Annotated in this window: 24 protein-coding genes and 1 pseudogene; 4 read left to right on the forward strand and 21 right to left on the reverse strand. The window is 35.2% G+C overall.

Features of this window, described 5'->3' with window-relative positions; translation table 11 throughout:
* Nucleotides 1-42: 42 nt before the first annotated feature.
* The 9 genes from aroC to EHV10_RS11655 form a co-directional block, all read right to left on the reverse strand.
* Nucleotides 43-1149, reverse strand: coding sequence for a chorismate synthase (gene aroC / locus EHV10_RS11615; protein ID WP_128674783.1), 1107 nt, complete (start codon nt 1147-1149; stop codon nt 43-45).
* Complete coding sequence (locus EHV10_RS11620; RefSeq protein ID WP_128674784.1) at nt 1149-2207, reverse strand: lactonase family protein; 1059 nt, start codon at nt 2205-2207, stop codon at nt 1149-1151. The genes aroC and EHV10_RS11620 overlap by 1 nt, the downstream gene beginning before the upstream one ends.
* Before the next feature lie 107 nt (nt 2208-2314).
* Nucleotides 2315-3250, reverse strand: a complete 936-nt coding sequence (metA, locus tag EHV10_RS11625; RefSeq protein WP_128674785.1) for a homoserine O-acetyltransferase MetA — start codon at nt 3248-3250, stop codon at nt 2315-2317.
* A 44-nt stretch (nt 3251-3294) separates the two neighbouring features.
* Nucleotides 3295-5247 carry an NAD-dependent DNA ligase LigA gene (gene ligA, locus EHV10_RS11630; RefSeq protein WP_128674786.1) on the reverse strand — a complete coding sequence of 651 codons (1953 nt, stop codon included), beginning with the start codon at nt 5245-5247 and terminating at the stop codon, nt 3295-3297.
* The gene (locus tag EHV10_RS11635) at nt 5240-5968 is read right to left on the reverse strand and encodes a pseudouridine synthase (protein WP_128674787.1); all 729 of its coding nucleotides are present in this window, start codon (nt 5966-5968) and stop codon (nt 5240-5242) included. The genes ligA and EHV10_RS11635 overlap by 8 nt, the downstream gene beginning before the upstream one ends.
* Complete coding sequence (lgt, locus tag EHV10_RS11640) at nt 5955-6812, reverse strand: prolipoprotein diacylglyceryl transferase (protein WP_128674788.1); 858 nt, start codon at nt 6810-6812, stop codon at nt 5955-5957. Before lgt ends, EHV10_RS11635 begins: the two co-directional genes overlap by 14 nt.
* 172 nt (nt 6813-6984) lie before the next feature.
* Complete coding sequence (locus EHV10_RS14745) at nt 6985-7203, reverse strand: hypothetical protein (RefSeq protein WP_128674789.1); 219 nt, start codon at nt 7201-7203, stop codon at nt 6985-6987.
* Nucleotides 7204-7215: 12 nt separating this feature from the next.
* On the reverse strand, nt 7216-8268 hold the full coding sequence (locus EHV10_RS11650) for a hypothetical protein (RefSeq protein WP_128674790.1): 1053 nt from the start codon (nt 8266-8268) through the stop codon (nt 7216-7218).
* Nucleotides 8269-8617: 349 nt separating this feature from the next.
* Complete coding sequence (locus EHV10_RS11655; RefSeq protein WP_128674791.1) at nt 8618-9148, reverse strand: dihydrofolate reductase family protein; 531 nt, start codon at nt 9146-9148, stop codon at nt 8618-8620.
* A gap of 369 nt (nt 9149-9517) precedes the next feature.
* Between EHV10_RS11655 and ychF the strand changes: the two genes are divergently transcribed.
* From ychF to EHV10_RS11680, 4 genes are read left to right on the forward strand one after another with little or no spacing between them, the layout of a single operon-like run.
* Nucleotides 9518-10615, forward strand: a complete 1098-nt coding sequence (gene ychF, locus EHV10_RS11665; protein ID WP_009663094.1) for a redox-regulated ATPase YchF — start codon at nt 9518-9520, stop codon at nt 10613-10615.
* Nucleotides 10616-10638: 23 nt separating this feature from the next.
* Entirely contained in the window at nt 10639-11121 is a 483-nt protein-coding gene (locus EHV10_RS11670) for a methyltransferase family protein (protein ID WP_128674792.1), read from the forward strand.
* A gap of 42 nt (nt 11122-11163) precedes the next feature.
* Nucleotides 11164-11631, forward strand: coding sequence for a hypothetical protein (locus EHV10_RS11675; protein ID WP_207667156.1), 468 nt, complete (start codon nt 11164-11166; stop codon nt 11629-11631).
* 18 nt (nt 11632-11649) lie between these two features.
* Entirely contained in the window at nt 11650-12054 is a 405-nt protein-coding gene (locus EHV10_RS11680) for a hypothetical protein (RefSeq protein ID WP_128674794.1), read from the forward strand.
* A 153-nt stretch (nt 12055-12207) separates the two neighbouring features.
* Here EHV10_RS11680 and EHV10_RS11685 read toward each other — a convergent pair whose 3' ends face one another.
* From EHV10_RS11685 to EHV10_RS15635, 12 genes and pseudogenes are all read right to left on the reverse strand, one after another.
* Nucleotides 12208-13668: an ABC transporter ATP-binding protein gene (locus tag EHV10_RS11685; protein ID WP_128674795.1), complete on the reverse strand. Its 1461-nt coding sequence runs from the start codon at nt 13666-13668 to the stop codon at nt 12208-12210.
* Nucleotides 13653-14333, reverse strand: a complete 681-nt coding sequence (locus EHV10_RS11690) for an energy-coupling factor transporter transmembrane component T family protein (protein ID WP_128674796.1) — start codon at nt 14331-14333, stop codon at nt 13653-13655. Before EHV10_RS11690 ends, EHV10_RS11685 begins: the two co-directional genes overlap by 16 nt.
* A gap of 14 nt (nt 14334-14347) precedes the next feature.
* Nucleotides 14348-14947 carry an MptD family putative ECF transporter S component gene (locus EHV10_RS11695; RefSeq protein ID WP_128674797.1) on the reverse strand — a complete coding sequence of 200 codons (600 nt, stop codon included), beginning with the start codon at nt 14945-14947 and terminating at the stop codon, nt 14348-14350.
* A gap of 182 nt (nt 14948-15129) precedes the next feature.
* The gene (leuS, locus tag EHV10_RS11700; RefSeq protein ID WP_128674798.1) at nt 15130-17544 is read right to left on the reverse strand and encodes a leucine--tRNA ligase; all 2415 of its coding nucleotides are present in this window, start codon (nt 17542-17544) and stop codon (nt 15130-15132) included.
* Between the two features lie 89 nt (nt 17545-17633).
* Nucleotides 17634-19022: a glycine--tRNA ligase gene (locus EHV10_RS11705; protein WP_128674799.1), complete on the reverse strand. Its 1389-nt coding sequence runs from the start codon at nt 19020-19022 to the stop codon at nt 17634-17636.
* Nucleotides 19023-19034: 12 nt separating this feature from the next.
* The gene (locus EHV10_RS11710) at nt 19035-19595 is read right to left on the reverse strand and encodes a hypothetical protein (protein ID WP_128674800.1); all 561 of its coding nucleotides are present in this window, start codon (nt 19593-19595) and stop codon (nt 19035-19037) included.
* Between the two features lie 222 nt (nt 19596-19817).
* Complete coding sequence (locus EHV10_RS15030) at nt 19818-20105, reverse strand: hypothetical protein (RefSeq protein WP_243116133.1); 288 nt, start codon at nt 20103-20105, stop codon at nt 19818-19820.
* A gap of 63 nt (nt 20106-20168) precedes the next feature.
* Complete coding sequence (locus EHV10_RS11715) at nt 20169-20918, reverse strand: hypothetical protein (protein WP_243116134.1); 750 nt, start codon at nt 20916-20918, stop codon at nt 20169-20171.
* Between the two features lie 24 nt (nt 20919-20942).
* Nucleotides 20943-22007 carry a hypothetical protein gene (locus EHV10_RS11720; RefSeq protein ID WP_128674801.1) on the reverse strand — a complete coding sequence of 355 codons (1065 nt, stop codon included), beginning with the start codon at nt 22005-22007 and terminating at the stop codon, nt 20943-20945.
* Nucleotides 22004-22291: a hypothetical protein gene (locus EHV10_RS11725; RefSeq protein WP_128674802.1), complete on the reverse strand. Its 288-nt coding sequence runs from the start codon at nt 22289-22291 to the stop codon at nt 22004-22006. The genes EHV10_RS11720 and EHV10_RS11725 overlap by 4 nt, the downstream gene beginning before the upstream one ends.
* A 243-nt stretch (nt 22292-22534) precedes the next feature.
* Complete coding sequence (locus tag EHV10_RS11730; protein WP_128674803.1) at nt 22535-23605, reverse strand: hypothetical protein; 1071 nt, start codon at nt 23603-23605, stop codon at nt 22535-22537.
* Between the two features lie 412 nt (nt 23606-24017).
* Nucleotides 24018-24146, reverse strand: a pseudogene (locus tag EHV10_RS15635) (transposase); the annotation flags it as partial.

Genomic DNA, 24146 nt, shown 5'->3' on the forward strand with positions numbered 1-24146 from the left:
ATTCCATCGTGAATTAAAAGCCCTTATACTTAACCTTATATTTTAATTTTTGTAAACCTTCAAAACATTATCCATTTTGGATTTCATATTCTCAAGTACCATATCAAACAAGGTAATTGCAACCATGCTCTCTACCACCACTACAGCTCTTGGAACTATAACGGGGTCATGTCTGCCTTTTATCTCAAGTTCCACCTCTTCATTTATCGCATTCACAGTTTCCTGCTCTCTTGCAATAGATGGTGTAGGCTTTACTGCAGCATTGATAATTATAGGTGAACCGTCACTGATTCCTCCAAGTATGCCACCTGACATATTTGTCTTTTTTCTGATATGAAGTCCGGTATCATCCTCATCTACGAAGAAAGGGTCATTATTTTGTGAGCCTTTCATAGTGCTTACATGAAAGCCTGCACCAAACTCCACTCCCTTTATCGCACCTATACTCATAACGGCTGCAGAAAGTCTTGCATCCAGCTTATCAAATACAGGTTCTCCAAGTCCCGGCATTACACCTGTTGCTATACATCCTATAATACCGCCTAAGGAATCTTTCTCTTCCTTAGCTCTTTTTATAAGCTCCACCGCCTTGGCGGCAGCTTCATTATCCGGCATATATACATCATTTTCACTACACTCTTCAAGATTAAAGTTTTCGGCATATACATTTCCGATACTTTGAGTGAACGCCTGTACCTTGATACCGAGCATTTCAAGTGCCTTTATAGCTATGGCACCCCCTATTACTCTGCCTATTGTTTCTCTGCCCGAACTTCTTCCTCCGCCACGGTAATCTCTGAATCCGAACTTTGAATCAAATGAGAAATCGGCATGTCCCGGTCTGTAAGTAATAGCCAGTTCATCGTAGTCCTGTGACCTTTGAGACTGATTTTCAAGCATTACCATAATAGGTGTACCTGTTGTTTTACCGCCAAACACTCCGGAATAAATACGACATTTGTCATTTTCATTTCTGGATGTGGTAACAGTGCTCTGTCCCGGTTTTCTTCTGTCCAGAAACTTTTGGATATACTCTTCACTTAGTTCTATACCTGCAGGTACTCCGTCCACAATAGCGCCCAAAGCTACTCCATGTGACTCTCCAAAAGTTGTAACTACAAAGCTTTTTCCAAAACTTGAACCTGCCATTATACCTCCACTATGACACAGCAATTAGGCTGATTAACTCTTATTATATTTGAGCACATCACAATCAGACCTGTTGAATAATCTATCTTAAAGAATGTAATACTTCCGCTCTCATGATTTATGGATGCGATATGATGATTGTCAGGGAAAATTGCCACATCCTTCGGATACTCACCGCTAATAGGAAGACACATCTTTTCTTTTAAAAGTCCGGTCTCGGCATCTCTCTCATACAAACATACTGAATTGTCACCTGCATTTGTTGTAAACAGGAATTTCTCATCGGCATTAAGTGTCAATGTAGTTGCGGCTGTAAGTTCCGAGAGCTTATTGCTTCCCGTTGTAGGTACTGTTTGAATTTTCTCAATCTGAGGCATTCTACACCCCGGCTTAGCTTCATATGTAAATACATCCACCACATTTTTCATCTCATACATCAGATATAAGAACTTTCCATCCCTCGAAAATTCGAAAAATCTCGGTGCGGAATTTATATCACATGGAATCATATCGACAAGTGAGAGTCTCTCATCTTTATTGTCAAAATGATATATTTTCACCTGGTCTATTCCCAGGTCGGCTGACATAACAAAATGTCCGTCAGGAGTTGTTCTTGTACAACTTACATGAGGTCTGAAATTTCTTTCAGCAATAGAACCAAGTCCCTTATGATAAACTTCATCTACTATTTCACCAACTCTTCCGTCCTTATGCAGTTTCAAAACTGTAATCTTTCCATCATGATATCCGGATACAAATATAAATTTATCATTTACATCTGTTGAAAGATGACAACCTCTCATTCCGTTTATCTTTACAGAGTTCAATCTTTCAAGACCACCGTCAGGCAGAATTCTGAATGAAACGACTCCTTCATCGGCAATTGAATACAATGTCTTCTGGTCTCTTGACTTGATGACATAGGAAGAGTTGTCTACATCCACTTCATCTTTTTTGACAAAACAGCCCTTCTTAGTATCCACATCATATATTGTGATTCCCTTCGCTTTTCCTGTATATGAATAAGATCCCACATAGGCAACATATTTTCCGCTCATAAACATACTCCTTTAAACTTATATAACTCAATTCTATCATAAAATCCATATTTTTTGAACTTATCTACTCAAAATAATGTTGTGTTCAAAAAATCACCTTTTGAGTTTTAAATTACCCAATCAAAATTGTTGGAAAGCTCATACGGTGTGTTCTGATATACATAGAAATTCAGCCAGTTTCCGTATAAGGTATTGGAAAAATTTCTCCAGCTTAATACAGGCCTTGAAAAAGGATCATTGTCATTGAAATAGTTCTTCGGCAATGAAGGATTCAAACCCTTTGCAACATCTCTGTGATACTCATTACTGAGAGTCATTCTGTCATACTCGGGATGTCCCTGTATAAAAACTTGAGATCCGCTGCCATACTCATTAAGCACAAGGAGTACTCCCGCTTCGTCAGACTTGGCCAAAACCTGAAGTTCAGGATGTTTTAATACATCTTCCAATTTAACTTCCGTATTTCTTGAATGTGGGCAGTTTACAAAATCATCCATACTTCTGACCAACGGCACTTTTTTCTTTAAAATCTCGTGCACAAACACTCCTGCCAGCTTTTCTTTTCTCTCATATTTGGGTATTCCGAAATGATAGTAAAGCCCTGCCTGTGCAGCCCAACATATATGAAGAGTGGATGTGACATGAGTCTTTGACCACTCCATTATCTCACACAGTTCATCCCAGTAATTGACCTTGTCATAGTCCATACATTCCACCGGAGCACCTGTAATTATCATTCCGTCATATTTATCATTTTTTATATCTTCAAAGAATGTATAAAATTTATTCAGATGACTTTGGCTTGTATTCTTTGACTGATGACTCTTCATCATCAAAAATGAACAGTCCACCTGCAACGGAGTATTTGACAAAGCTCTAAGAATCTGTGTCTCCGTATCCTCCTTTATAGGCATCAGATTCAGTATCAATATCTGCAATGGACGAATATCCTGGGCTACAGCTCTTTCCTCGTCCATTACAAATATATTTTCAGATTCAAGTATTGCTTTTGCAGGTAGTCCTTTTTGTATTTTTATCGGCATAGTACCTCTTTTCCTGTAGACAAAGCTGTCTACAAATAAACATATTATCCTTCTAAAAGTTTTAAGAAGTCCTCTTCCGAGATTATCTCAACTCCAAGTTCTTTAGCCTTTTTATTTTTAGAAGAATTTGATGCGGTATCATTATTTATCAAGAAGTTTGTCTTACTTGATACACTTCCCGATACCTTTCCGCCATTCTTTTCTATAAGTTCTTTCAATTCGTTTCTGTTTGTAAAATGTTCCAGCGAGCCTGTGATAACAAATACTTTTCCGGCAAATGAATCACTTCCCGCAGCCTCTTCCCTTTCAAATACAAGGACTTCTCTAAGGCTCTTTACATTTTCTATATTCCTAGAATCCTTAAAAAAATCAACTATGGAATTTGCCAGCACTTCACCTATTCCCTCTATTTCAAGCAGATCATCTTTTCCGGCAGTAATAATTTTGTCAATATCATTGTCAAAATACTTTGCAATCATCTTGGCATTGGCACTTCCTATTCCGTTTATTCCAAGTGAATATAAAAATCTTGCCACATTTGTATATTTTGCTTCTTCAAGTGCCGCCATAAGCTTTTCATAGCTTCTCTTTCCAAAGCCCTCCATATTTTCAATCTCATCTTTATATCTGTCCAGCTTAAATATATCACTGTCATTTTTTATAAATCCCTTTGATAGGAATTTCTCCAATGTGGACTCTGAAAGTCCGTCAATATTTAACGCATCTCTGGATGCCATAAGAGCATACTGCTTTATATGCTTTATCTGACAATCAGGATTAGTACACATAAGTACCTTGGACTCATTGTCCTGCTTTATACTTGCATGACTTCCACATGCCGGACAGGTATCCGGAACTTTTTCAGTATTTGATTTTGTGAGATTCTTATATACCTGCGGAATTATCATATTGGCCTTGTATACAGAAATTTCATCACCGACTCCAAGCATCAAATCTTCAAATATGCTAACATTGTGAAGACTTGCTCTTGAAACGGTAGTTCCCTCAAGTTCTACAGGCTCAAATACCGCCACCGGATTTATAAGTCCCGTTCTTGACGGACTCCACTCTATATATTTAAGTTTTGTTATCTGTCTTTCATCACTCCATTTAAATGCCATAGCATTTCTTGGGAATTTTGAAGTGCTTCCAAGTCTTTCTCCAAGTGCGATATCATCAAGTAAAAGTACCAATCCGTCTGAAGGAATATCATTGCTCTCTATCTTTGACTCAAACTCTGCTATATCATCTGCAATACTTTTGCTGTCTGTAAATTTATATTCCACTATGTCAAAGCCTTCATTTTTAGCCCATTCAAACTGCTTTGCCTTTGAGTTTTCAAAGTCTACACCGTCGGCTTTTACCACATTGAAAATATTGCAATATACCATCCTTGCCTTTGTAATTGCAGGATTAAGTTGTCTTACAGAACCTGAGCAAAGATTTCTCGGATTCTTGTACTTGGCAGCTGCATCTTCTATAGCATCATTAATTCTCTTAAAGTCGGAATATTTTATAATTGCCTCACCTCTAAGTATCAGCTCACCCTTAAACTCTATCTTTAGAGGTATATTTTGGAAGTTTTTGGCATTATTTGTAATAACCTCTCCTATAGTTCCGTTACCTCTTGTGACAGCTTCAGCCAGCTCACCGTCTCTGTAGGTAAGTACTACAGTCAGTCCGTCCATCTTCCATGAAAGTAATGCCTTATTATCACCAAGCCATTCCCTAAGATCTTCCACACTTTTAGTCTTATCCAGTGAAAGCATAGGGCTTTCATGGGCTTTCTTTGGGAGTTCACCTGCTATTTCATATCCTACATTCTGAGTGGGTGAATTAGATAAAACCACATTTGTTTCTTTTTCTAATTCTAAAAGCTCATCATAGAGTTTGTCATATTCTATATTCGGCATTATCTCAACCGCATCCACATAGTAGCTTTTTGCGGCCTTATTAAGTATTTCAACCAGTTCCTTAATTCTCTTTTTCTTATCCATTATCCCTTATCCCAAGTTCTTTGTATAATTTCTTTACTTCCTCATCACTTAGGTTTCTGTAATCACCTAGGGCGAGTCCGTCAAGCTTTATATTTACTATTCTTACTCTGTTCAGCTTTTGAACCTTCATACCGCAGGCAAGACACATTCGTCTTATCTGTCTGTTTAACCCCTGCGTCAAAACAATGCTGAAAGTATTTTTATTCAACTTTTTAACCTTGCATTTTCTTGTCTTGGTCTTTAACTCATACAGATATATACCGTTTGCCATTTTATTGATAAAGGCATCGTCTATATCCTTATTAACTTTTACTATATATTCTTTTTCATGATAGTTTGCGGCTCTAAGCAGAGAGTTTGTAAGACTTCCCTGATTTGTCAAAAGCAATAATCCGCTTGAATCCTTATCAAGTCTTCCTACCGGATATATCCTCTCCTTCATTCCTATATAGTCCACCACATTCATTGCACCGTCATTGTCTGATGTGGTACATACCAAGCCCTCAGGCTTGTTAAACGCTATTATTATAGGCTTTATCTTCTCTACATCCTTGCCCATACCTATATATCTGCCGTCAAAGCTTACAAGGTCCTCATCACCCACTGTGGCTCCCAGCTCTACCACCTGTCCGTTTATCATAACTCTGCCGGCTTCTATAGCTTTGTCCGCTTCTCTTCTGGAGCAGACACCTATACTTGCCAGAAATTTATTTAGTCGCATTCTTTACTCTCTTTCTTCCAACTGCTATACATACTATAGAAACTACAAAACAAAGTCCTGCCAATAATTGTGATACGGCAATATTGGTGTTTGGCAAAAGCAGGCTGTCTGTTCTAAGACTTTCTATTATCATTCTTCCAAGACCGTATCCTCCAAGATAAATAAAGAATACCTCACCATCAAATTTCTTTCTCTTTCTGTACCACAACATGAAAGCAAGTACCATCAAGTTCCAACAGCTCTCATACAGGAAAGTAGGGTGAACCTGAATATACTTCACTCCATCAATCTCCATAGCATGACTTAATACATCCTCATTTAACATTCCGGCACCTACTATATCAAGCTTATATCTCAGTGCAAAAAGTGAATCTGTGTATCCTCCAAATGCCTCAGCATTAAAAAAATTTCCCCATCTTCCTATTGCCTGTCCCAGTATAAGTCCCAATACTCCTGTATCAGCCATTGAAAAAAATGACTGTTTTTTTACTTTGCAGTATACTGTAAGTGTAATTACTGCGGCTATTACACCACCGTATATTGCAAGTCCGCCACCACGCAGATTGAATATTTGAAGCAGGTCGTCTTTATACATATCCCATTCAAATACTACATAGTAGATTCTCGCACCTATTATCGAAAGCACTATTGCATACATGGCAAAGTCCAGATAAAGATCGGGATTTTGTCCTCTTCTCTTTGCATCCGCACAGGCAATATTTATTCCTGCAAGCATTCCAAGCCCTATTATTATTCCATAAAATGCAATCCTAAATCCAAATACATCAATATGATTTGCCAAATGTTTTATATATATCCCTAAATGTGGAAAAGCTGCATCCATAATAACCTCCTAAGTGTTTTTACATCTTCATAGTATAGCATATCGGAGAAGATATGGCACTGCGAAAATTAGTATAAAATATGTTAAAGGAATAGTTTCGATTCAAGGCTTTACAAAAAACACCCTATTTTTTACATAGAGCGTTTGATTTTATATGATGTGATTTTAATAGCTATTTTACTTTCTTATCTTTCTTATTCTTACCATATTTTATTTTTATTATATGAACAAATATCCTGCATACCGCATATGCCCTCCAAAATATTATAAAAGCATCACTGGATACAAGTTCTTTTATAGTCCATCCATGTTTTATAAAATAGATAAAAACAAACATTTGCACAATTAATATCAAAAATAAGTACAATAACTCTTTTATAATTGACTTCATAGAACGTTTTCCCTAACTTTTCACAATCCTTATAACTCTTCTAAAAAAATCATATCCGCCATTTATATACTCACCCGTCTTTTCATCTTTATTTTCAAAGTATGGTGAAACTGGGAAATATCCCCATACAGGCCCCAGTCCTCCACATATATTTCGGCCTCCATCGCCACCTTTATATGAAAATACGCCTTTATCATATACAATCTCTCTGCAATACGGATCATCTGCTATATAAATCCCAAATAAATTTTCTTTCTCCAAAGTGTACTCATCATCATTATCAGTCCACTCCATATGTCTAAGCTTCATGGAAAAATCCATATTGTTGCCCCAAGGAAATATGCTTCTACAGCCCTTACCGGCTAAATATTCCCAATCTCTTTTTGTCGGAAGAAAATAGCCTTTATCTGTCATATCCTGTAAAAGTTCCTTAAATGTAGTTTCTCTATAAGCTTTACCATGCCAGCTTCCATTTTCTTTATATAAGCAAATACTCTTGTAAACTGTTATTTCAGATATACCCTTCTGTTCGGCATTTTCAATCATTGTTTGCCATTCTTTGTTTTCTTTAAGTTCATCATCCAAAATATCCTTCCAACAGGTTTCACTATAGTCTTTTTGAACTAATAGAGGATGTATTAAAATAGTCTCCTCCTTACTGAAATTGTTATCAAGATAGTCTTCTATTGTTGATATAAATTCATCATCTTCAAGCTTTTCTTTGATCTTCTCTGTAATAAAATCCTGACTGTCATCTTCATACTCGTCTATAAATGAGTATGCGAGATAATATAAATTTTCTTCATTGAAAATTTTAGAAGGCTTTCTACCTTTAAAGTTAATTCCAAGCTTAACACTCTCTCCTGGAACAAAAACAAATTCGATACCTTCTTTTGAGCGAAACTCTGCCGTGTATGTGGACTTATTAAAAGCGGAAAACTCTTTAAAGCAAAGTATTTCCAAATTATATACTTCTGCAATCTTATTTAATAATTCTTGTTTCTCAGATATGGAAAGAGAATCGTATATGGGATTGTATAATTCTTCTGTTGATATTCTGTTCATTGACTGGCTTCTCCTTATCATAAAAAGGCTCTTATAGTTTTTCTATAAATTATTATTTTTTCAAATTATGCCACTCATTTAAGACAGCTTCTACCTGTTCAATTAATTATTCTTTATTTGGAATATAAGGTGATGCAATTGTATTTTTTTTATAAACATAGTTTCTTTTTCATAAAAGCTATATTTATCTAAATCTAATATTGTAAACAGTTCGCAATAATGTGACCACGACAATTTTCTTAACGTTATATTACTTTATACTATTCGATATTTTAGACAAATAAAACCACCTCTATCCCTACAAACCGGAATTTACCCGTAGATATTATCGTCATCTACAATTTAATTTTTATCTACGAATATAATTCAACTCGACAATTCCATTATTTGTTATCGTGTTGATTAATTTCAATTTATGTTCCGCATCATTTTGGCTAAATAATTTTATACCATTCCCTAAAATTGTCGGAATAATGGATATAAGATACTCATCAATCACATCTGAAGAAATGGCTTGTTGAACTAAGTCTGCTCCTCCACATATCCAAATATCTTTTCCTTCAACCCCTTTTAATTTCTTGATCAATTCCTCCAAATTATCACTTGCAAAAATGATCTTATCGGAATCTTGTTGTTCTCGGTGAGTGAAAACATAAGTCAATAAATTGTCATAAACCCAATTATCAGGGGATAACTCAGTTATTATCTGATTGTAAGTATTCCAACCCAGCAGAACTGTGTCTATATTTTTTATAAACTCAGAATAGGTACTTTCGTTTTCTAAACAATCTTCATGACCTTGCAGAAAAGCGACACCCCCATTTTTATCAGCAATATAGCCATCTACACTCATAGCTATAAACAGTTTTACTTTTCTCATATCTTAACCTCAACTTCTAATTTGTACTATTCATTTCAAAATATGCTTTTACATAAACAAGTAATGTTTCATCCGAATAATCTCCTCCGCTAGAATATGCTATATCCATTATTTCTATTGTAACCTTATCTGGGCTTTTATTATCCCCTGTAAGTTTTGAAGCTATTCCCTTACATTATTCAAAATCATCTTTTGGCTACTTCATACGATAATTTCACTTCACCATCCACTTCTATAAAAGCTCCTTGCTTTACTCTTTTAAATTATATACCTATATGTTAAAATATAACAGGTTAACCATGATATTTATTCAGGTTTTATTGTGAATATACTTATTCAAAACAAAAATATTTTAAAGAAGGTTTTTATATGAAACTAGGAATCGTTGGCTTGCCAAATGTAGGCAAGAGTACATTATTTAACTCATTGACAAAGGCAGGTGCCACTGCCGCAAACTATCCTTTTGCTACTATTGACCCTAATGTAGGTGTTGTGGCGGTACCTGATGACAGATTAAAAGAACTAGGCAAATTATATAATACAAAAAAGGTAACACCTGCACTTATAGACTTCGTGGATATCGCCGGTCTTGTAAAGGGTGCCAGCAAGGGTGAAGGACTTGGAAACCAGTTTTTATCAAATATCCGTGAATGTGATGCCATCATCCATGTGGTAAGATGCTTTGATGATTCAAATATCATCCATGTAGAGGGAAGTGTTGATCCGATCAGAGATATCGAAACTATCAACTTAGAGCTTATATTCTCCGATATTGAGATTTTGGAAAGAAGAATTGCAAAGACTAAAAAAGCTGCAATGAATGACAAGGCTCTAAAGCATGAGCTTGATATCCTTTTGGAACTCAAGGATATTCTTGAAAACGACAATATGGCAAGCAGCTACACATCTTCTGATGAAGAGGATGTCGCATTTGTAAAGTCACTTGGTCTTATCACATATATGCCTGTTATCTTTGCCGCAAATGTGGCTGAGGATGACCTTGCTGATGACGGTGCTTCAAATGAGTATGTAGCTAAGGTAAAAGAATATGCCGCAAAGTCAAATGCAAAGGTATTTGTTGTATGTGCAGCCATTGAAGAAGAGATTTCACAGCTTGATGATGAGGAAAAGGCTGAATATCTTGATGCTCTTGGTATCTCTGTATCAGGTCTTGATAAGCTTATTGCTGCAAGCTATGATCTCCTTGGCCTTTTAAGCTATCTTACAGCCGGTGAGGATGAGTGCAGAGCCTGGACTATAAAGAAAGGCACAAAGGCTCCCGGGGCGGCAGGAAAGATCCACTCAGACTTTGAGCGCGGATTTATAAAGGCTGAGGTTATCAACTATCAGGATCTTCTTGACTGTGGCTCTACATCTGCTGCCAAGGAAAAAGGCCTGGTGCGTATAGAAGGTAAAGAATATGTGGTACAGGATGGAGATGTTATACTCTTTAGATTTAATGTATAAATAGTTTATATAAAGGGGGTTATATGAAAAAGAATACATTACCTGTTTTTGGTGTCGGTCCTATTTATGCTGTCAGTTGTTTACTTTTAACCGCCTTTGGACTTTTCTTAAAAAAGAAAGGATTCTTAGATAGTGGAGACCTTCCCAGTTTAAAATCTGAAGCAATGCTCATAGGCTTTATGCTTATTTTTATCGGAGTCGCATTATGGATATATGCTGTAATCATTCAAAGAATCAGTAGAGAGATAAGCAGTGGGAATCTGGTAACAATCGGAATATATTCCATTGTCAGAAACCCTATTTATTTTGCATTCTTATGTGTATGCACAGGTGTTCTGATAACAGCACATAATTTGTTTCTGCTTATATTTCCGTTGGTATCGTATATTTTTCTTACTATACTGATGAAGCAGACAGAAGAAAAATGGTTACTTGAAAAATTCGGCACAGAGTATGCAGAGTATTGTAAACATGTCAACAGGGTAATACCTTGGTTTAGACATTAATATATTTATGCCATCAACTAAGATGACGGAATGGAGATTATTATGGGGTTAACGGATTTATTTAAAAAGGCTTTTATGGGAGCAACTGACGAGGAAAATCGAAAAAACAAAGCCAGAATGAGAGAAATATTTAACAGCAGTGTTGCAAACGGCGATGATTATAAGCTGATTTATTGCCACATGGAAAACTACACCAATGCTGTTTTGGTACAAGTTACAAGACATAGTAACTTTATTGTAGGCTACAAAGAAGGCGAAGTTATTGTTATTCCTGTAGATTCACAACTTACAGAATATGGCGATGTAATGATATTTAATAAAGCAAATGAGAGCAATACAAAGACATCTCTAGGCTTTTGTTTTGTAGGAAATAAAGATGTTTCTCTGCAATTTGTACCTATGACCTATGAACCGGGAATCACTGCCGGTGCGAGGCATTCGGTTTCCATTACTCAATCATCTGCAGAAGTGGCTGAGTTCAAGAATTTCTTTAAAAAGGGATTACAATAATTTGTAAATGTAAGAATTATGAATAAAGATGATATAATCACTGCACTAAAGGCAGCAGTGATACCTGATGAAGAGTATTATATTGACAGTGAAATAATAGATGCAATGCTTGAGTATCCGGATCCCTTCCAGTTTGTGAAACCTATCTTGGAAATAATATCGGAAAACCCGAGTGTCGACTTCGGATCTCCCGGAGAATTGGTTCATTTTGTAGAAAAGTTTTATAAAAAAGGCTATGAAGAAGCTCTGATTGAATCTGTAAGGAAAAGCCCTACATTTCATAATATATGGATGATTCATCGCTGCTACAATGATATAAACGGTCCATTCCATAATGAATTTTTATCATTGATAAATGAGATTAAAGAAAACCCTTCTACATCTGCCGATATTATAAAGGCAATTGAAATATTTAATTGGTAATTGTTTTAAAAAACTTATATAAAAATCTTGGAATTGGTATTTGCCAATTCCGGGATTTTTTGTTTTTATAATTGATTTTACTCATTTTAAAAATGTCGGTTTAAATAAAACTGAAAAGAATCGAATCAAAGCGTGATGGAAACCTGATTGTAACTAATTAATTCTATATTTTATATCATCCTTTTTGAAAAAACCTAATATCTTATCTTCATTTCCACGAATTACTATTTTTCTATTTCCACTTTTTGAAAGCATATATGCGGTATTACAAACTTTAAAGATAAGCTCAATATCATGTGTTATGAGTATAACCGGGGTATTAATGATTTTTTCGCTAATGACCTCTGCAACCAGCTTCATTCTCCTATAATCCAGCCCTGCTGTAGGTTCATCTAAAATAACTAATTTAGATTCCTTAATCAAAGCTAGAATAACTGCCAGTCTTTGTTTTTCTCCACCTGATAAATCATGTGGATTTAACATTCTTTTATCCCACAAATCCATTTTAATCAAGTATCTTTTAACTTCCTCTAAATATTGCCCGTCTTTTAACTTATCCTTAGGAATCAATTCTTTTTCAACAGTTTCACAAAAAAACATATTGCTACAGTTTTGAAGACTTATTGCTACATTAGATAATCTGTCCTTTACGGTTTTACCATATGATGTATAACCTTTCCTTAATGGAATGAGCCCTGTCAGCTGTTTGGCAAGCGTTGTCTTTCCTATTCCGTTATCACCTATTAAAGCCATACATTCTCCACGATTCAGATTAAAATTGACAGTTTCCGGTAGGCTATACCCCTTATTACTTACATATACCTCTTCAATTTTTACCAATTGATTATCATCCGGAGCTTTCATAATTGCTTTTAGATTATTATTATTAAAAGTCCTCAGTTCATTTTTATATTCCATCTCATATGTTAAATCTTTTGATAAGAAGATTCCTTCTATTTTTCCATCTTTAAGCAAAATCAGTCTGTCAACTAACGGTAATAAATACGACAGTCTATGTTCCACTATAATTATAGTTTTTCCACATGCCTTTAAATGTTCTAAAATTCTTCCAAGCTCATTTGTTGATTTATAATCCAGATTTGCCGAAGGCTCATCTAAGAGAATAATTTCACCGTCAAATACCAGTGTTGATGCTATAGCAACCTTCTGTTTTTGTCCACCTGAAAGTTCTCTTACATTTTTAGTTTTTAAATCCTCTATGCCTGTTTCTTTAATGGCATTTTCAACTTGTGTATGTAACATACACCGTTCCATGCCCATATTCTCACCGATAAGTGCCACTTCATTTTCAACATCCTTTGAAAAAAATTGATCATTAGGATTTTGAAATACATTTCCCACATATTTTGCAATTTCTCCCGCCTTATAGTCAGAAATACTCCTATCTAAGATATTTATTTCTCCGGTCATATTCCCCTCATATAATGTAGGAATCAAACCGTTTAATAGCCTCAATAAGCTTGTTTTTCCACATCCTGACAATCCTGTAATAACAATAAATTCACCCTTATCTACAGAAAAAGAGATATTCTCCAAAATAGTTTTCTGATTGTATGAAAATTGTTTTATATCAACATTTATAATTTTTGACATATAGTAACACCTAAAAATATTAATCCAACTAAAATAACTCCATAGTCTTTCCATGTAAAAGAAAGATCTTGATATGAAGTTTTTTTACAATCATATTCAATCCCTTTTGTAATTAAAGCACATGATAAAGTTTCACCTGTTTCAAAAGCCTTATAAATCATTGGAACAAGATATAGTTCCAAGCTATAAATCGGTCTAAATATATTAATTCCTATATTACGAGCTTTTAACCCTTCTCTTATCTCAGATAAATACTCTCTATATTCCGGAATAAATCGAAAAAAAATAGCTACTCCAATACATAAATAATTTGGTAAATGTATACTTCTTAGAGAATATATAATTGTGGATGTACTAAAACCTGATAATATAACCGCAAGTATCCATATTGGAAAAAGCTTAAGTACAATAAGTACCATTGTATAAAGTGCACCCAGCCATCCATAATAGAAAATCTCACTTGGAACCAACCAAATAATGGCAAACAATATTATATAAAAAGCAAATAGCCGAATTGATTCCCTCTTTTTTATAGCAAAAACTAACAGGAAACTAAAAATTAACATTAACCAATAAACAATCATTGTACTAAAGAATGCAATGCTTGTATAAATTATCATGAGAATGCCTATCGAAATAGGTTTGATTTGCATTTCTACTTTCATATTCTCAAAGCATATTAAGATAATATTCCTGATTGTTCAATATTTCTGTTAAAGAACTTATTGTAAATATATTTACCCAGTAATGTACCTATGATTGCTGCCAAAATCTCTATAAACAGTATAATCGACAGATTTTTAGGATTCAAATAAGTATCTTTTACCATCTGTGCTTTTTCCAAAGTAAATAAATTCGGGAAAGTTTTTACCAAGCCTTCTACTCCTAGGAAAAGTATAAAGAAAAATCCATGTAATGCATAAATAACTTGAGAAATCACATATGATATACTGATTCTCATATCATTTGTATAGTTATAACTACTGCCTATACAAACTTCTCCCACAGCACCTGCAACTAACATAATAGGTAGCATAGGAATAAATCCCATAATAGAATAAATAATACCGGATAATAGGTAATAAATAAAAATTGTTCCCCTTTTAGGAATTCTATGACACATAACAAAATAAATTGGTGCACATAATAAGCTTCCTATAGAAACATGAATAAAAACACCATAAGTCCCAAATATCTGCGTTACCATTCCGGATAACATACTGATAACAAATCCTACTACTCCAAGTAGGCTAACAATAATAATATCTTTTACTTTCATGGTTTTATCCCCCTTTGATATTTTTATGTTAGCACTGCCTAACCCTGCTGTCAAGATACATTTTTATATATTACACCAAAAATAACGGTATTTTTTATACTTTAATACCAATATTTATCCAATGTTCTCTTCTATATAATAAAAAAGAAGCCATTAAGTTTCCTCAACAGCTTCCTTTGTTTTTATCCAACCACTATATTTATAATCTTCTTTGGAACATATATTTCTTTTCTTATTGTTCCTTCCAGTTTTCCGGCCTCAGCAAGTGCTTTCTTGCCTGCCTCTATGGCATCTTCCTTACTTACATTGGCATCAAGCTCAATAACAAGCTTTGTCTTACCGTTTATCTGAACAGGAACCTCTATTGTATCCACTTCCTTATGGCTTTCATCGAATGTAGGCCACTCTGCATGGAATACCGACCCCTGTCCTCCAAGCTCTTCCCAAAGTTCCTCACCTATATGAGGTGCAAAAGGTGCAAGCAATATTGTAAATGCCTTTAATGTTTCCTTATCCACGCCGTTCTTTTTGCTAAGCTCATTAAGCTTATTATTGTACTCCATGAAACCTGCGATAACTGTATTTAAGCTGAATGCATTAAATCTTTGCTCAATATCGGAAATAAGGTTTGCACGAACTCTTAAGAGTTCTCTGTCGGCCTCTACATTCTTATCCTTATTGTCCATTACAAGCTTATAGAACTTATTTAAAAATCTTGATACACCCTCGATACCTCTGTCATCCCAGTCGGCATCAAGCTCAGGCGGTCCGACAAAAAGCTCATATATTCTAAGAGCATCACAGCCATAGTCACGAACAAGATCATCAGGTGAAACCACATTTCCCTTACTCTTACTCATCTTCTGTCCGTCACTACCGTTTATCATACCCTGATTGAAAAGCTTTGTGAAAGGCTCATCAAAGTCAACCACACCTATATCATTTAAGAACTTGGTGTAGAATCTTGAATAAAGAAGGTGAAGTACAGCATGCTCAACGCCACCTATATACATATCTACAGGTAGGTACTTATCTGCCATATCCTTGCTTACAAGCTCTTTGTCATTGTGTGGATCCACATATCTAAGGAAATACCAGCTTGAACCTGCCCACTGCGGCATGGTATTGGTCTCACGCTTTGCGGCAGCACCACATACAGGACAAGTAGTATTTACCCACTCGTCAATAGCTGCAAGCGGCGACTCACCTGTTCCTGTAGGCTGATAGCTCTCTACCTTAGGCAACTCAAGAGGAAGCTGCTCCTCAGGTACAGGTACATTTCCACAATGTGGGCAATGAATTATCGGAATAGGCTCACCCCAGTAACGCTGTCTTGAGAATACCCAGTCACGAAGCTTGTAGTTGGTAGTCTTCTTACCATAACCCTTTTCTTCTATCATCTGTGGAGCTTCAAGCTTTAACTTGGCACTCTCCATACCGTTCCAATCACCTGAATTTATCATAGTGCCTACAGCATCGGTATAGGCTTCAGTCATATTTTCGATTTCTTTACCGTCTTTTGCAATAACTTGAACTATAGGAAGATCAAATTTCTTTGCAAACTCAAAGTCTCTGTCATCATGTGCAGGTACACACATAATAGCACCTGTACCATAGTCAGCCAAAACATAGTCGGAAAGCCAAATAGGTGTCTTTGCATTATTTAAAGGATTGATCGCATATGAACCTGTAAATACACCTGTCTTTTCCTTTGACTGCATTCTGTCTACATTTGACTTCATAGAGCTGTCAAAGATATACTTCTCAACGGCTTCTCTTTGATCATCGGTGGCAAGCTTCTTTGCAAGCTCATGCTCAGGTGAAAGTACCATAAAAGTAGCACCGTAAAGAGTATCAGGTCTTGTAGTATAAACAACTATATTCTCATCTCTTCCGTCTACTTTAAAGTTTACCTCTGCACCATAGCTCTTTCCGATCCAGTCTGACTGCATCTTCTTAACCTTCTCAGGCCAGTCAAGCTTGTCAAGGTCATTAAGAAGTCTGTCTGCATATGCTGTTATCTTTAGCATCCACTGACGAAGATTCTTCTTTGTAACAGGTGTTCCACATCTCTCACATTTGCCGTCTACAACCTCTTCGTTTGCAAGACCTGTCTTACATGAAGGACACCAGTTGATAGGGAATTCCTTCTCATATGCAAGACCTTTTTTGAACATCTGAACAAATATCCACTGTGTCCACTTATAGAAGTTCGGATCTGTAGTATTTACTTCTCTGTCCCAATCATAAAGTGCCGCGATTTCATTTATCTGTCTTTTGATATTAGCTACATTTTCTGCTGTAGACTTTGCAGGATGAACTCCCATCTTTATTGCGTAGTTCTCTGCAGGAAGACCGAATGCATCCCAACCCATAGGATGAATTACATAATGTCCCTTTAGCACCTGATATCTGCTCCATACATCAGATATTACATATCCTCTCCAGTGTCCTACATGAAGTCCTGAACCTGAAGGGTATGGAAACATATCCAAGCAATAGTACTTTGGCTTTTTTCCGTCATCAACATTTACAGGATTTGCTTCCCAGTTTTTCTTCCATTTCTTCTCTATTGCACTATGATTATAATGTGCCATAATCTCTTCCTTTCGCTACCGGTTTAAAGTTGATTAGAGCTTCCCTCCACAAAAGTGAAGTTAAAGCTCTACTCAAAATAAGTTAAATTTTAAAATCTGAATTTGTCCTCAAGGTAAGCCTTAAGCTCTGCTATCGGGATTCTTACCTGCTCCATACTGTCTCTGTCTCTTACAGTTACAGCATTGTCATTCTCAGAGTCAAAGTCATATGTAATACAGAACGGTGTACCTATCTCATCCTGTCTACGATATCTCTTACCTATATTTCCTCTGTCATCAAACTCTACATTGTAATACTTTGACAATTCTTCAGATATCTTAAGAGCACCCTCATTAAGCTTCTTTGAAAGCGGTAAAATACCAATCTTTACAGGCGCAAGTGCAGGGTGGAAGTGAAGAACTGTTCTTGTATCTCCGCCCTCAAGAGTTTCCTCATCATATGCCGCACAAAGGAATGCTAAAGTAACTCTGTCTGCACCAAGTGAAGGCTCTACTACATATGGAATGTATCTCTCACTTGTCTCATCATCAAAATATGTAAGATCCTGTCCTGAAACTTCCTGATGACGACCAAGGTCATAATCTGTTCTGTCTGCGATTCCCCAAAGCTCGCCCCAACCGAATGGGAAGAGGAATTCTATATCTGTTGTGGCATTTGAATAGAAACTAAGCTCCTCTTTGTCATGGTCTCTAAGTCTCATCTGCTCCTCTTTGATACCAAGAGCTATAAGCCAGTCTCTACAGAAACCTCTCCAATACTCAAACCACTCAAGGTCTGTACCCGGCTTACAGAAGAACTCAAGCTCCATCTGCTCAAACTCTCTTGTTCTAAATGTGAAGTTACCCGGAGTGATCTCATTTCTAAACGACTTACCGATCTGTCCTATACCGAAAGGTACTTTCTTTCTTGAAGTTCTTTGTACATTCTTAAAGTTTACAAAAATACCCTGTGCTGTCTCCGGTCTTAAATAAACCACATTTTTAGCATCCTCTGTTACACCCTGGAAAGTCTTAAACATAAGGTTAAACTGACGGATATCTGTAAAATTGTGCTTACCGCAAGTTGGACAAGCTATTTCATGCTCATCAATGTACTTTTTCATCTCATCATTTGACCATGCATCCACGCTACCGTCTATAGTAACATTATTTTCCTGCATATAGTCTTCAATGATCTTGTCCGCTCTAAATCTCTCATGGCATTCCTTACAATCCATAAGAGGATCTGAGAAGCTTCCCAAATGTCCTGATGCAATCCATGTCTGTGGATTCATCAAAATAGCACAATCCACACCTACATTGTATGGTGACTCCTTTATAAACTTCTGCCACCAGGCAGCTTTAACATTATTCTTTAATTCAACACCCAAGTTACCATAGTCCCAGGTATTTGCAAGACCACCGTATATCTCTGAACCCGGATATACAAATCCTCTTGATTTTGCCAGTGCTATGATTTTTTCCATGCTATATTCCATGAATTTCTCCTTTTATTTAAATATAATATAATTAAAGCCATCTACCTTGGCAGTATTATCATCAAACTCGATATCATTTGATACATAGGTGATTTCTCCCTCTGTATACACATCGGCCTTACCGTCTATTATCGCAATATAATCACCTTTGATTCCGTCAGGTATATCTATTGAGTTCATCTTTGAGACATCAATATCCTTAAGACTGTATACCTCTACAGAATTCAAATCAAAGCTGTTGTCTTGAGTGAACTTTGCAAACTCTTCCATACATTCAAATGAGCTGTATGAAAATACAAGTTTTGCCACATTCTTTTTTATTGTGGCATCCTCAAGTTTTACCTGATTATTTGCATTTAACTTATTAAAGTCTTCTATCTCCGTATTGGCAAAGCTTTCAAGCTCATCGCTCTTTGCTTCTGTATCTATTTCTTCAACCAAGGCGGACTTTAGTGTGCCGTCCCTGGATATAAATATAGAGCTTTGATCAGGATGGTATGAATATGACTTATTTCCGCCACAGCCTGTCAAAAATAACAGTAATGCTGCAGCCGCCAAATATCCCTTTTTCATGAGCACTCCTCTTCTATATAAATTTATCCGCCCCAAAGGCGGTATAACAATTAAACTATGTCAGAATATTCAAATTCTTATTGAGACACTAAGAACAAGTATGCCACAAATACGGCTCATTTTCAAGGTAGGAGAGATTTTTTATTGTATTTTTGTTCGACTTAAAAAGCTCCGATTTAACATAGTTGGAGCTTTTTATAATTAATTTTTCATACTATCCTATTACTTAACTACCGGTGATGCATATTTACCTGGATCCTTAGCGGGTTTACAGTATTCTCTCCATTCATCAAAGCTATGAATATCATGCTCTTTTCCGTCTACTGAATTTTCAGCACTTATTTTAACTCCATCAAAAGACACTTCTCTACCCTCAGGCAGTATAATTGACATTATTTCCTCTTCACTTGGATTACCTGTAAGTACTATATCCACTGCAGTATTTGCCCTTCCTTCATTTATATCATTTTTCTTTATTTCATCGTATAAGCTCTTAAGTTTAGGGAACATATTAAACAGCTTTGTATTATTTTCCGAGATATCTTCTATATCAGTAAAGTGTATCTGCCTGCATCATTCAAAAAAGCTTAATGTTCTTACATAGTTCGTATCAAAATCTGACCACATCACCCTGCCCATATTTTGTTTCATAAACTTACTAAATTGTGATGTGTATATTAGGTTTATTCTGTTTTCATCTTCCAAATCCCCTATGATATCTTCATACTCTTTTTCAAACAGCTCTCCTGTCTCTACATCAATATATATCATCCTTTTTGTATTATTGTTCTTATCTTCATTTGAAGGCACTATATCTTCCGCCCCAAATACAAGACAGGGCTTATTTTCATACATTCTTGTTGTGAACATAGTATAGTCGGTAGGCATTATATTCATATTCTTTTCTTTTAAAATTTCAAGAACATCTATTTCATTTTTTATCTTCCAACCTCCTATACCATAAACCTTTACGTCAAAATTTTCTATATTTCTTTCCAAATATGTTTTATCTGTATTTACATCCCTCATTCTGTTTGAATTCACTGTCATATTCACTTCCACAGCATATTTTAAAGGTATATATAGCATATATCTTATTACAGGGTCTTCACTTTCTTTTATATCATTATCCTGTATCGCACAGAGGGCATTTCCGTCTTCACTAATCCAAAGCCCGTGCAGATTATTTTTTATTCCCCATGTCACTGTGTAACCGTCATTTACAATCTTATGTGTTGTATTTTCATCCACCTTTTTATCTTTACTTCCACATCCGATACAAAATATTATACAAAATACAAATAATAAAACAGCTCTCTTCATCCTTCTACTCCTCTGCCCATATATTTACCTGTTATCAGGTATAGGGTTATATCTCGACCTTTCCATCTCCTCCGGCTCCATATACTTTTTAAAGTCGTCAAAATTATTAATCTTATGCGGTAATCCGTCTACCGAATGCCTGCCGTCTACTATCACTCCGTCAAACGATATATCCTCTACATTCTCAAAGAACATATCCGCTAATTCCTTATCGCTTATACTGTCAGATAACATAAAGGTCACTTTAGCCCTTTCTCCTTCGGATATAAGTTTATCCAGATTTTCCTTTAATTTTGGAAATAATCCATATAGTTTTTTATTATCTTTTGGAATTCTGTCTATATCATATACATATACATCCGTAAAACCTTCCCATACTGATGATGAACTAACAGTAATATATGAATAAAGTGAATTTTGCTTTAAAAGTATCTCATTAAAAATATCCCATTTATCAACAGCAGTTATTCTCTCTCCTTTACTCCGCCTTTCTGAAACATCCTTTGCCCAATCTTCAAAATATGTTTCATCTTCTATATTGATAAATACAGATTTTAGCCTATCTTCATATCCATTTTCTATATCTTTGCTTGTTTTTTCAGACCACACCATAATGTACGGTTTCCCGTCATATTCTAATGCAATTGCTTTATATGGTTTGTCGGGTTTTATATTATCATCATTATCAAATATACTTTTTACATCTATTGTTTTGAGTTTTTTTCCTGTTTTAATATCATATATATCAACATTGAATTTATCAAGCTCCGTAGTTTTCAAATTAAATCCCAAAGGATTTCCGTTTTCATCCCAAAAAGTATCCAAATATCTCCCTTGCAAATCATTATCTGTAGCGTATCTATTGGGGATTATATCATCATCCTCACCTCCCCATTTAGTATCATCACCTATCCCCTTATGTGAATATATTACATACAATGCATCTTTATCTTCATTAATTTCACTTGCATAATAACCGGTTTTATATGTAAGATCATACTCTCCTCTCTCAACCTTATATGTTTTTTTAGTACAACCCAATAAGCACAAACAAAGTAATATACATATAAAAATTTTAATTTTTCTCATTTATTTACTCCATTACTGTCAATATTATCGAGCAATTTATCCAATGAAGGCAAATCCTCATTGAAAGTTTCTTTCCAAGCACTATCCAAGTCTTGCAGTGCCTCCTCAACCTCTGCTTTATCCATATTTAAAACATTAACATCCTCACCCCCATACCATATAGACTTAATAACTGAGTCCTTATTTTCACCATTACTATCTTTGCTACCTTTATTATCATTACTGTCTTTATTGTCTCTGATATCGTTGCTGGCTTTAATTGTCATTGTCGTCTTTAGTATCATCGCCGTCTTTATTACCTTTATTACTGCGCTCTTCTAGTTCATCTAAAAATTCTTTCTTTTTGCCATTATATATGCTATCTTTATATTCTTCTTTTACATCATCCTTCCTTTCCTTCGCTAATTCTTATTGGTTGTATTTTCATCCACCTTTTTATCTTTACTGCCACATCCGATGCAAAATATTATACAAAATACAAATAATAAAAGTCTTCTCTTCATCCCTCTACTCCTATTCCAATATATTTACCTGTTATCAGGTATAGGGTTATATCTCGACCTTTCCATATCCTCGGGTTCAATATACTTTTTAAAGTCGTCAAAATTATTAATCTTATGCGGTAATCCGTCTACCGAATGTATGCCATCTACTATCACTCCGTCAAACGATATATCCTCGTCATTCTCAAAAAACATATCCGCTAATTCCTTATCGCTTATACTGTCAGGTAACATAAAGGTCACTTTAGCCCTTTCTCCTTTTGCTATAAGTTTATCCAGATTCTCCCTTAAATGCGGGAATAATCCATAAAGTCTCTTACTCTCTTTTGGAATTCTGCCTATATCATATATATATACATCCATGAAACCTTCCCAATTTGAGAATGAACTAACAGTAATATATGAATAAAGTGAATTTTGCTTTAAAAGTATCTCATTAAAAATATCCCGTTTATTAACAACCGCTATCTTTTCACCTTTACTCTGTCTATCTGAAACATCCCTTGCCCAATCTTCAAAATATGTTTCATCTTCTATATTAATAAATACAGATTTTAGCTTATCTTTATATCCATTTTCTATATCTTCACTTGTTTTTTCAGATCGCACCTTAATATATGGTTTTCCATCATATTCTAATGTCAATGCTGTATATGGTCTGTCAGGTTTTATATTATCATCCTTGTCAAATATACTTTTCACATCTATTGTCTTAAGCTTTTCCCCTGTTCTAATATCATATATATCAACATTAAATTTATCAAGCTCTGTAATATTCTTTATAAATCTCAGCGGTTTATTATTTTCATCCAAAGAAGTATCCCAAACTCTCTGCTGTACATCATTATCTATAGCATATTTATTAGGGATTATTTCCTTATCATCACCTCCCCATTCCACATCATCACCTATCCCATCATGCGAATAAATTACATATATTGCATCATTATTATCATTAATTTCACTTGTATAATAACCACTTTTATATTTGAACTCATAACCTTCTTTCTTATCTCTATCCTTATCTGCTTTTTTAGTGCATCCACATAAACATAGGCAAAGTAACATACCTATAAAAATCTTACTTTTTTTCATTTTTTCACTCCACTACCGTATTTTCTCCACAATTATCAGCTTCTTAATAAAAGTTTTTTATTTACTGCCAGGACTTTTGCAACACTATCTAATCAAATAATCTTAGCTTAAATGCCCTTTCTTACATCTAACTTTATTATACTTTTTATATAAATTATGTAAACCCAAAATGTTTGTTATAATTTTATTTTACTCTTTCTCTAACTATAGATTTCCCCTGCATCTTTTTACATACAAAACGAGCTGTCGGGAAATACTGAATTTTAATCCCTACAGAACTAAATAGAAATATCCTGACAAATACAAGGCATTTTGGCTTTGTGACTTTGTCAGGATATTTTGTTTTTCTATTATACTGTCTATTTTTGGGCATAAAAACCCCTTGGCTGAAATTTTGCTTTTGCATTTTTTACTATGCTGTTTTCTCCTGTGCTTTCCCTTCAAATTTCTTTAGTTTTGCGTAGAGAAAACGATGATATTTATTTATATTTCTTCCTATTGCAAAAAGCATAAATTCTTTATATACCTTATCTGAAGACGA

It is taken from the genome of Lachnoanaerobaculum gingivalis (assembly GCF_003862475.1).
GTDB classification, from domain to species: domain Bacteria; phylum Bacillota; class Clostridia; order Lachnospirales; family Lachnospiraceae; genus Lachnoanaerobaculum; species Lachnoanaerobaculum gingivalis.

What these genes read in the sequence shown, in the direction of transcription:
- aroC (WP_128674783.1), bottom strand. Translation starts at nt 1,149, where the DNA reads ATGGCAGGTTCAAGTTTTGGAAAAAGCTTTGTAGTTACAACTTTTGGA.
- metA (WP_128674785.1), bottom strand. Translation starts at nt 3,250, where the DNA reads ATGCCGATAAAAATACAAAAAGGACTACCTGCAAAAGCAATACTTGAA.
- EHV10_RS11690 (WP_128674796.1), bottom strand. Translation starts at nt 14,333, where the DNA reads ATGAAAGTAGAAATGCAAATCAAACCTATTTCGATAGGCATTCTCATG.
- EHV10_RS11710 (WP_128674800.1), bottom strand. Translation starts at nt 19,595, where the DNA reads ATGAAAAAGGGATATTTGGCGGCTGCAGCATTACTGTTATTTTTGACA.
- EHV10_RS11695 (WP_128674797.1), bottom strand. Translation starts at nt 14,947, where the DNA reads ATGAAAGTAAAAGATATTATTATTGTTAGCCTACTTGGAGTAGTAGGA.
- EHV10_RS11635 (WP_128674787.1), bottom strand. Translation starts at nt 5,968, where the DNA reads ATGCGACTAAATAAATTTCTGGCAAGTATAGGTGTCTGCTCCAGAAGA.
- EHV10_RS11680 (WP_128674794.1), top strand. Translation starts at nt 11,650, where the DNA reads ATGAATAAAGATGATATAATCACTGCACTAAAGGCAGCAGTGATACCT.
- EHV10_RS15030 (WP_243116133.1), bottom strand. Translation starts at nt 20,105, where the DNA reads ATGTTCCCTAAACTTAAGAGCTTATACGATGAAATAAAGAAAAATGAT.
- EHV10_RS11650 (WP_128674790.1), bottom strand. Translation starts at nt 8,268, where the DNA reads ATGAACAGAATATCAACAGAAGAATTATACAATCCCATATACGATTCT.
- EHV10_RS11655 (WP_128674791.1), bottom strand. Translation starts at nt 9,148, where the DNA reads ATGAGAAAAGTAAAACTGTTTATAGCTATGAGTGTAGATGGCTATATT.
- EHV10_RS11675 (WP_207667156.1), top strand. Translation starts at nt 11,164, where the DNA reads ATGGGGTTAACGGATTTATTTAAAAAGGCTTTTATGGGAGCAACTGAC.
- EHV10_RS11720 (WP_128674801.1), bottom strand. Translation starts at nt 22,007, where the DNA reads ATGAGAAAAATTAAAATTTTTATATGTATATTACTTTGTTTGTGCTTA.
- EHV10_RS11685 (WP_128674795.1), bottom strand. Translation starts at nt 13,668, where the DNA reads ATGTCAAAAATTATAAATGTTGATATAAAACAATTTTCATACAATCAG.
- EHV10_RS11705 (WP_128674799.1), bottom strand. Translation starts at nt 19,022, where the DNA reads ATGGAATATAGCATGGAAAAAATCATAGCACTGGCAAAATCAAGAGGA.
- leuS (WP_128674798.1), bottom strand. Translation starts at nt 17,544, where the DNA reads ATGGCACATTATAATCATAGTGCAATAGAGAAGAAATGGAAGAAAAAC.
- EHV10_RS11670 (WP_128674792.1), top strand. Translation starts at nt 10,639, where the DNA reads ATGAAAAAGAATACATTACCTGTTTTTGGTGTCGGTCCTATTTATGCT.
- ligA (WP_128674786.1), bottom strand. Translation starts at nt 5,247, where the DNA reads ATGGATAAGAAAAAGAGAATTAAGGAACTGGTTGAAATACTTAATAAG.
- ychF (WP_009663094.1), top strand. Translation starts at nt 9,518, where the DNA reads ATGAAACTAGGAATCGTTGGCTTGCCAAATGTAGGCAAGAGTACATTA.
- EHV10_RS11725 (WP_128674802.1), bottom strand. Translation starts at nt 22,291, where the DNA reads ATGATACTAAAGACGACAATGACAATTAAAGCCAGCAACGATATCAGA.
- lgt (WP_128674788.1), bottom strand. Translation starts at nt 6,812, where the DNA reads ATGGATGCAGCTTTTCCACATTTAGGGATATATATAAAACATTTGGCA.
- EHV10_RS11620 (WP_128674784.1), bottom strand. Translation starts at nt 2,207, where the DNA reads ATGAGCGGAAAATATGTTGCCTATGTGGGATCTTATTCATATACAGGA.
- EHV10_RS14745 (WP_128674789.1), bottom strand. Translation starts at nt 7,203, where the DNA reads ATGAAGTCAATTATAAAAGAGTTATTGTACTTATTTTTGATATTAATT.
- EHV10_RS11715 (WP_243116134.1), bottom strand. Translation starts at nt 20,918, where the DNA reads ATGAAGAGAGCTGTTTTATTATTTGTATTTTGTATAATATTTTGTATC.
- EHV10_RS11730 (WP_128674803.1), bottom strand. Translation starts at nt 23,605, where the DNA reads ATGAAAAAAAGTAAGATTTTTATAGGTATGTTACTTTGCCTATGTTTA.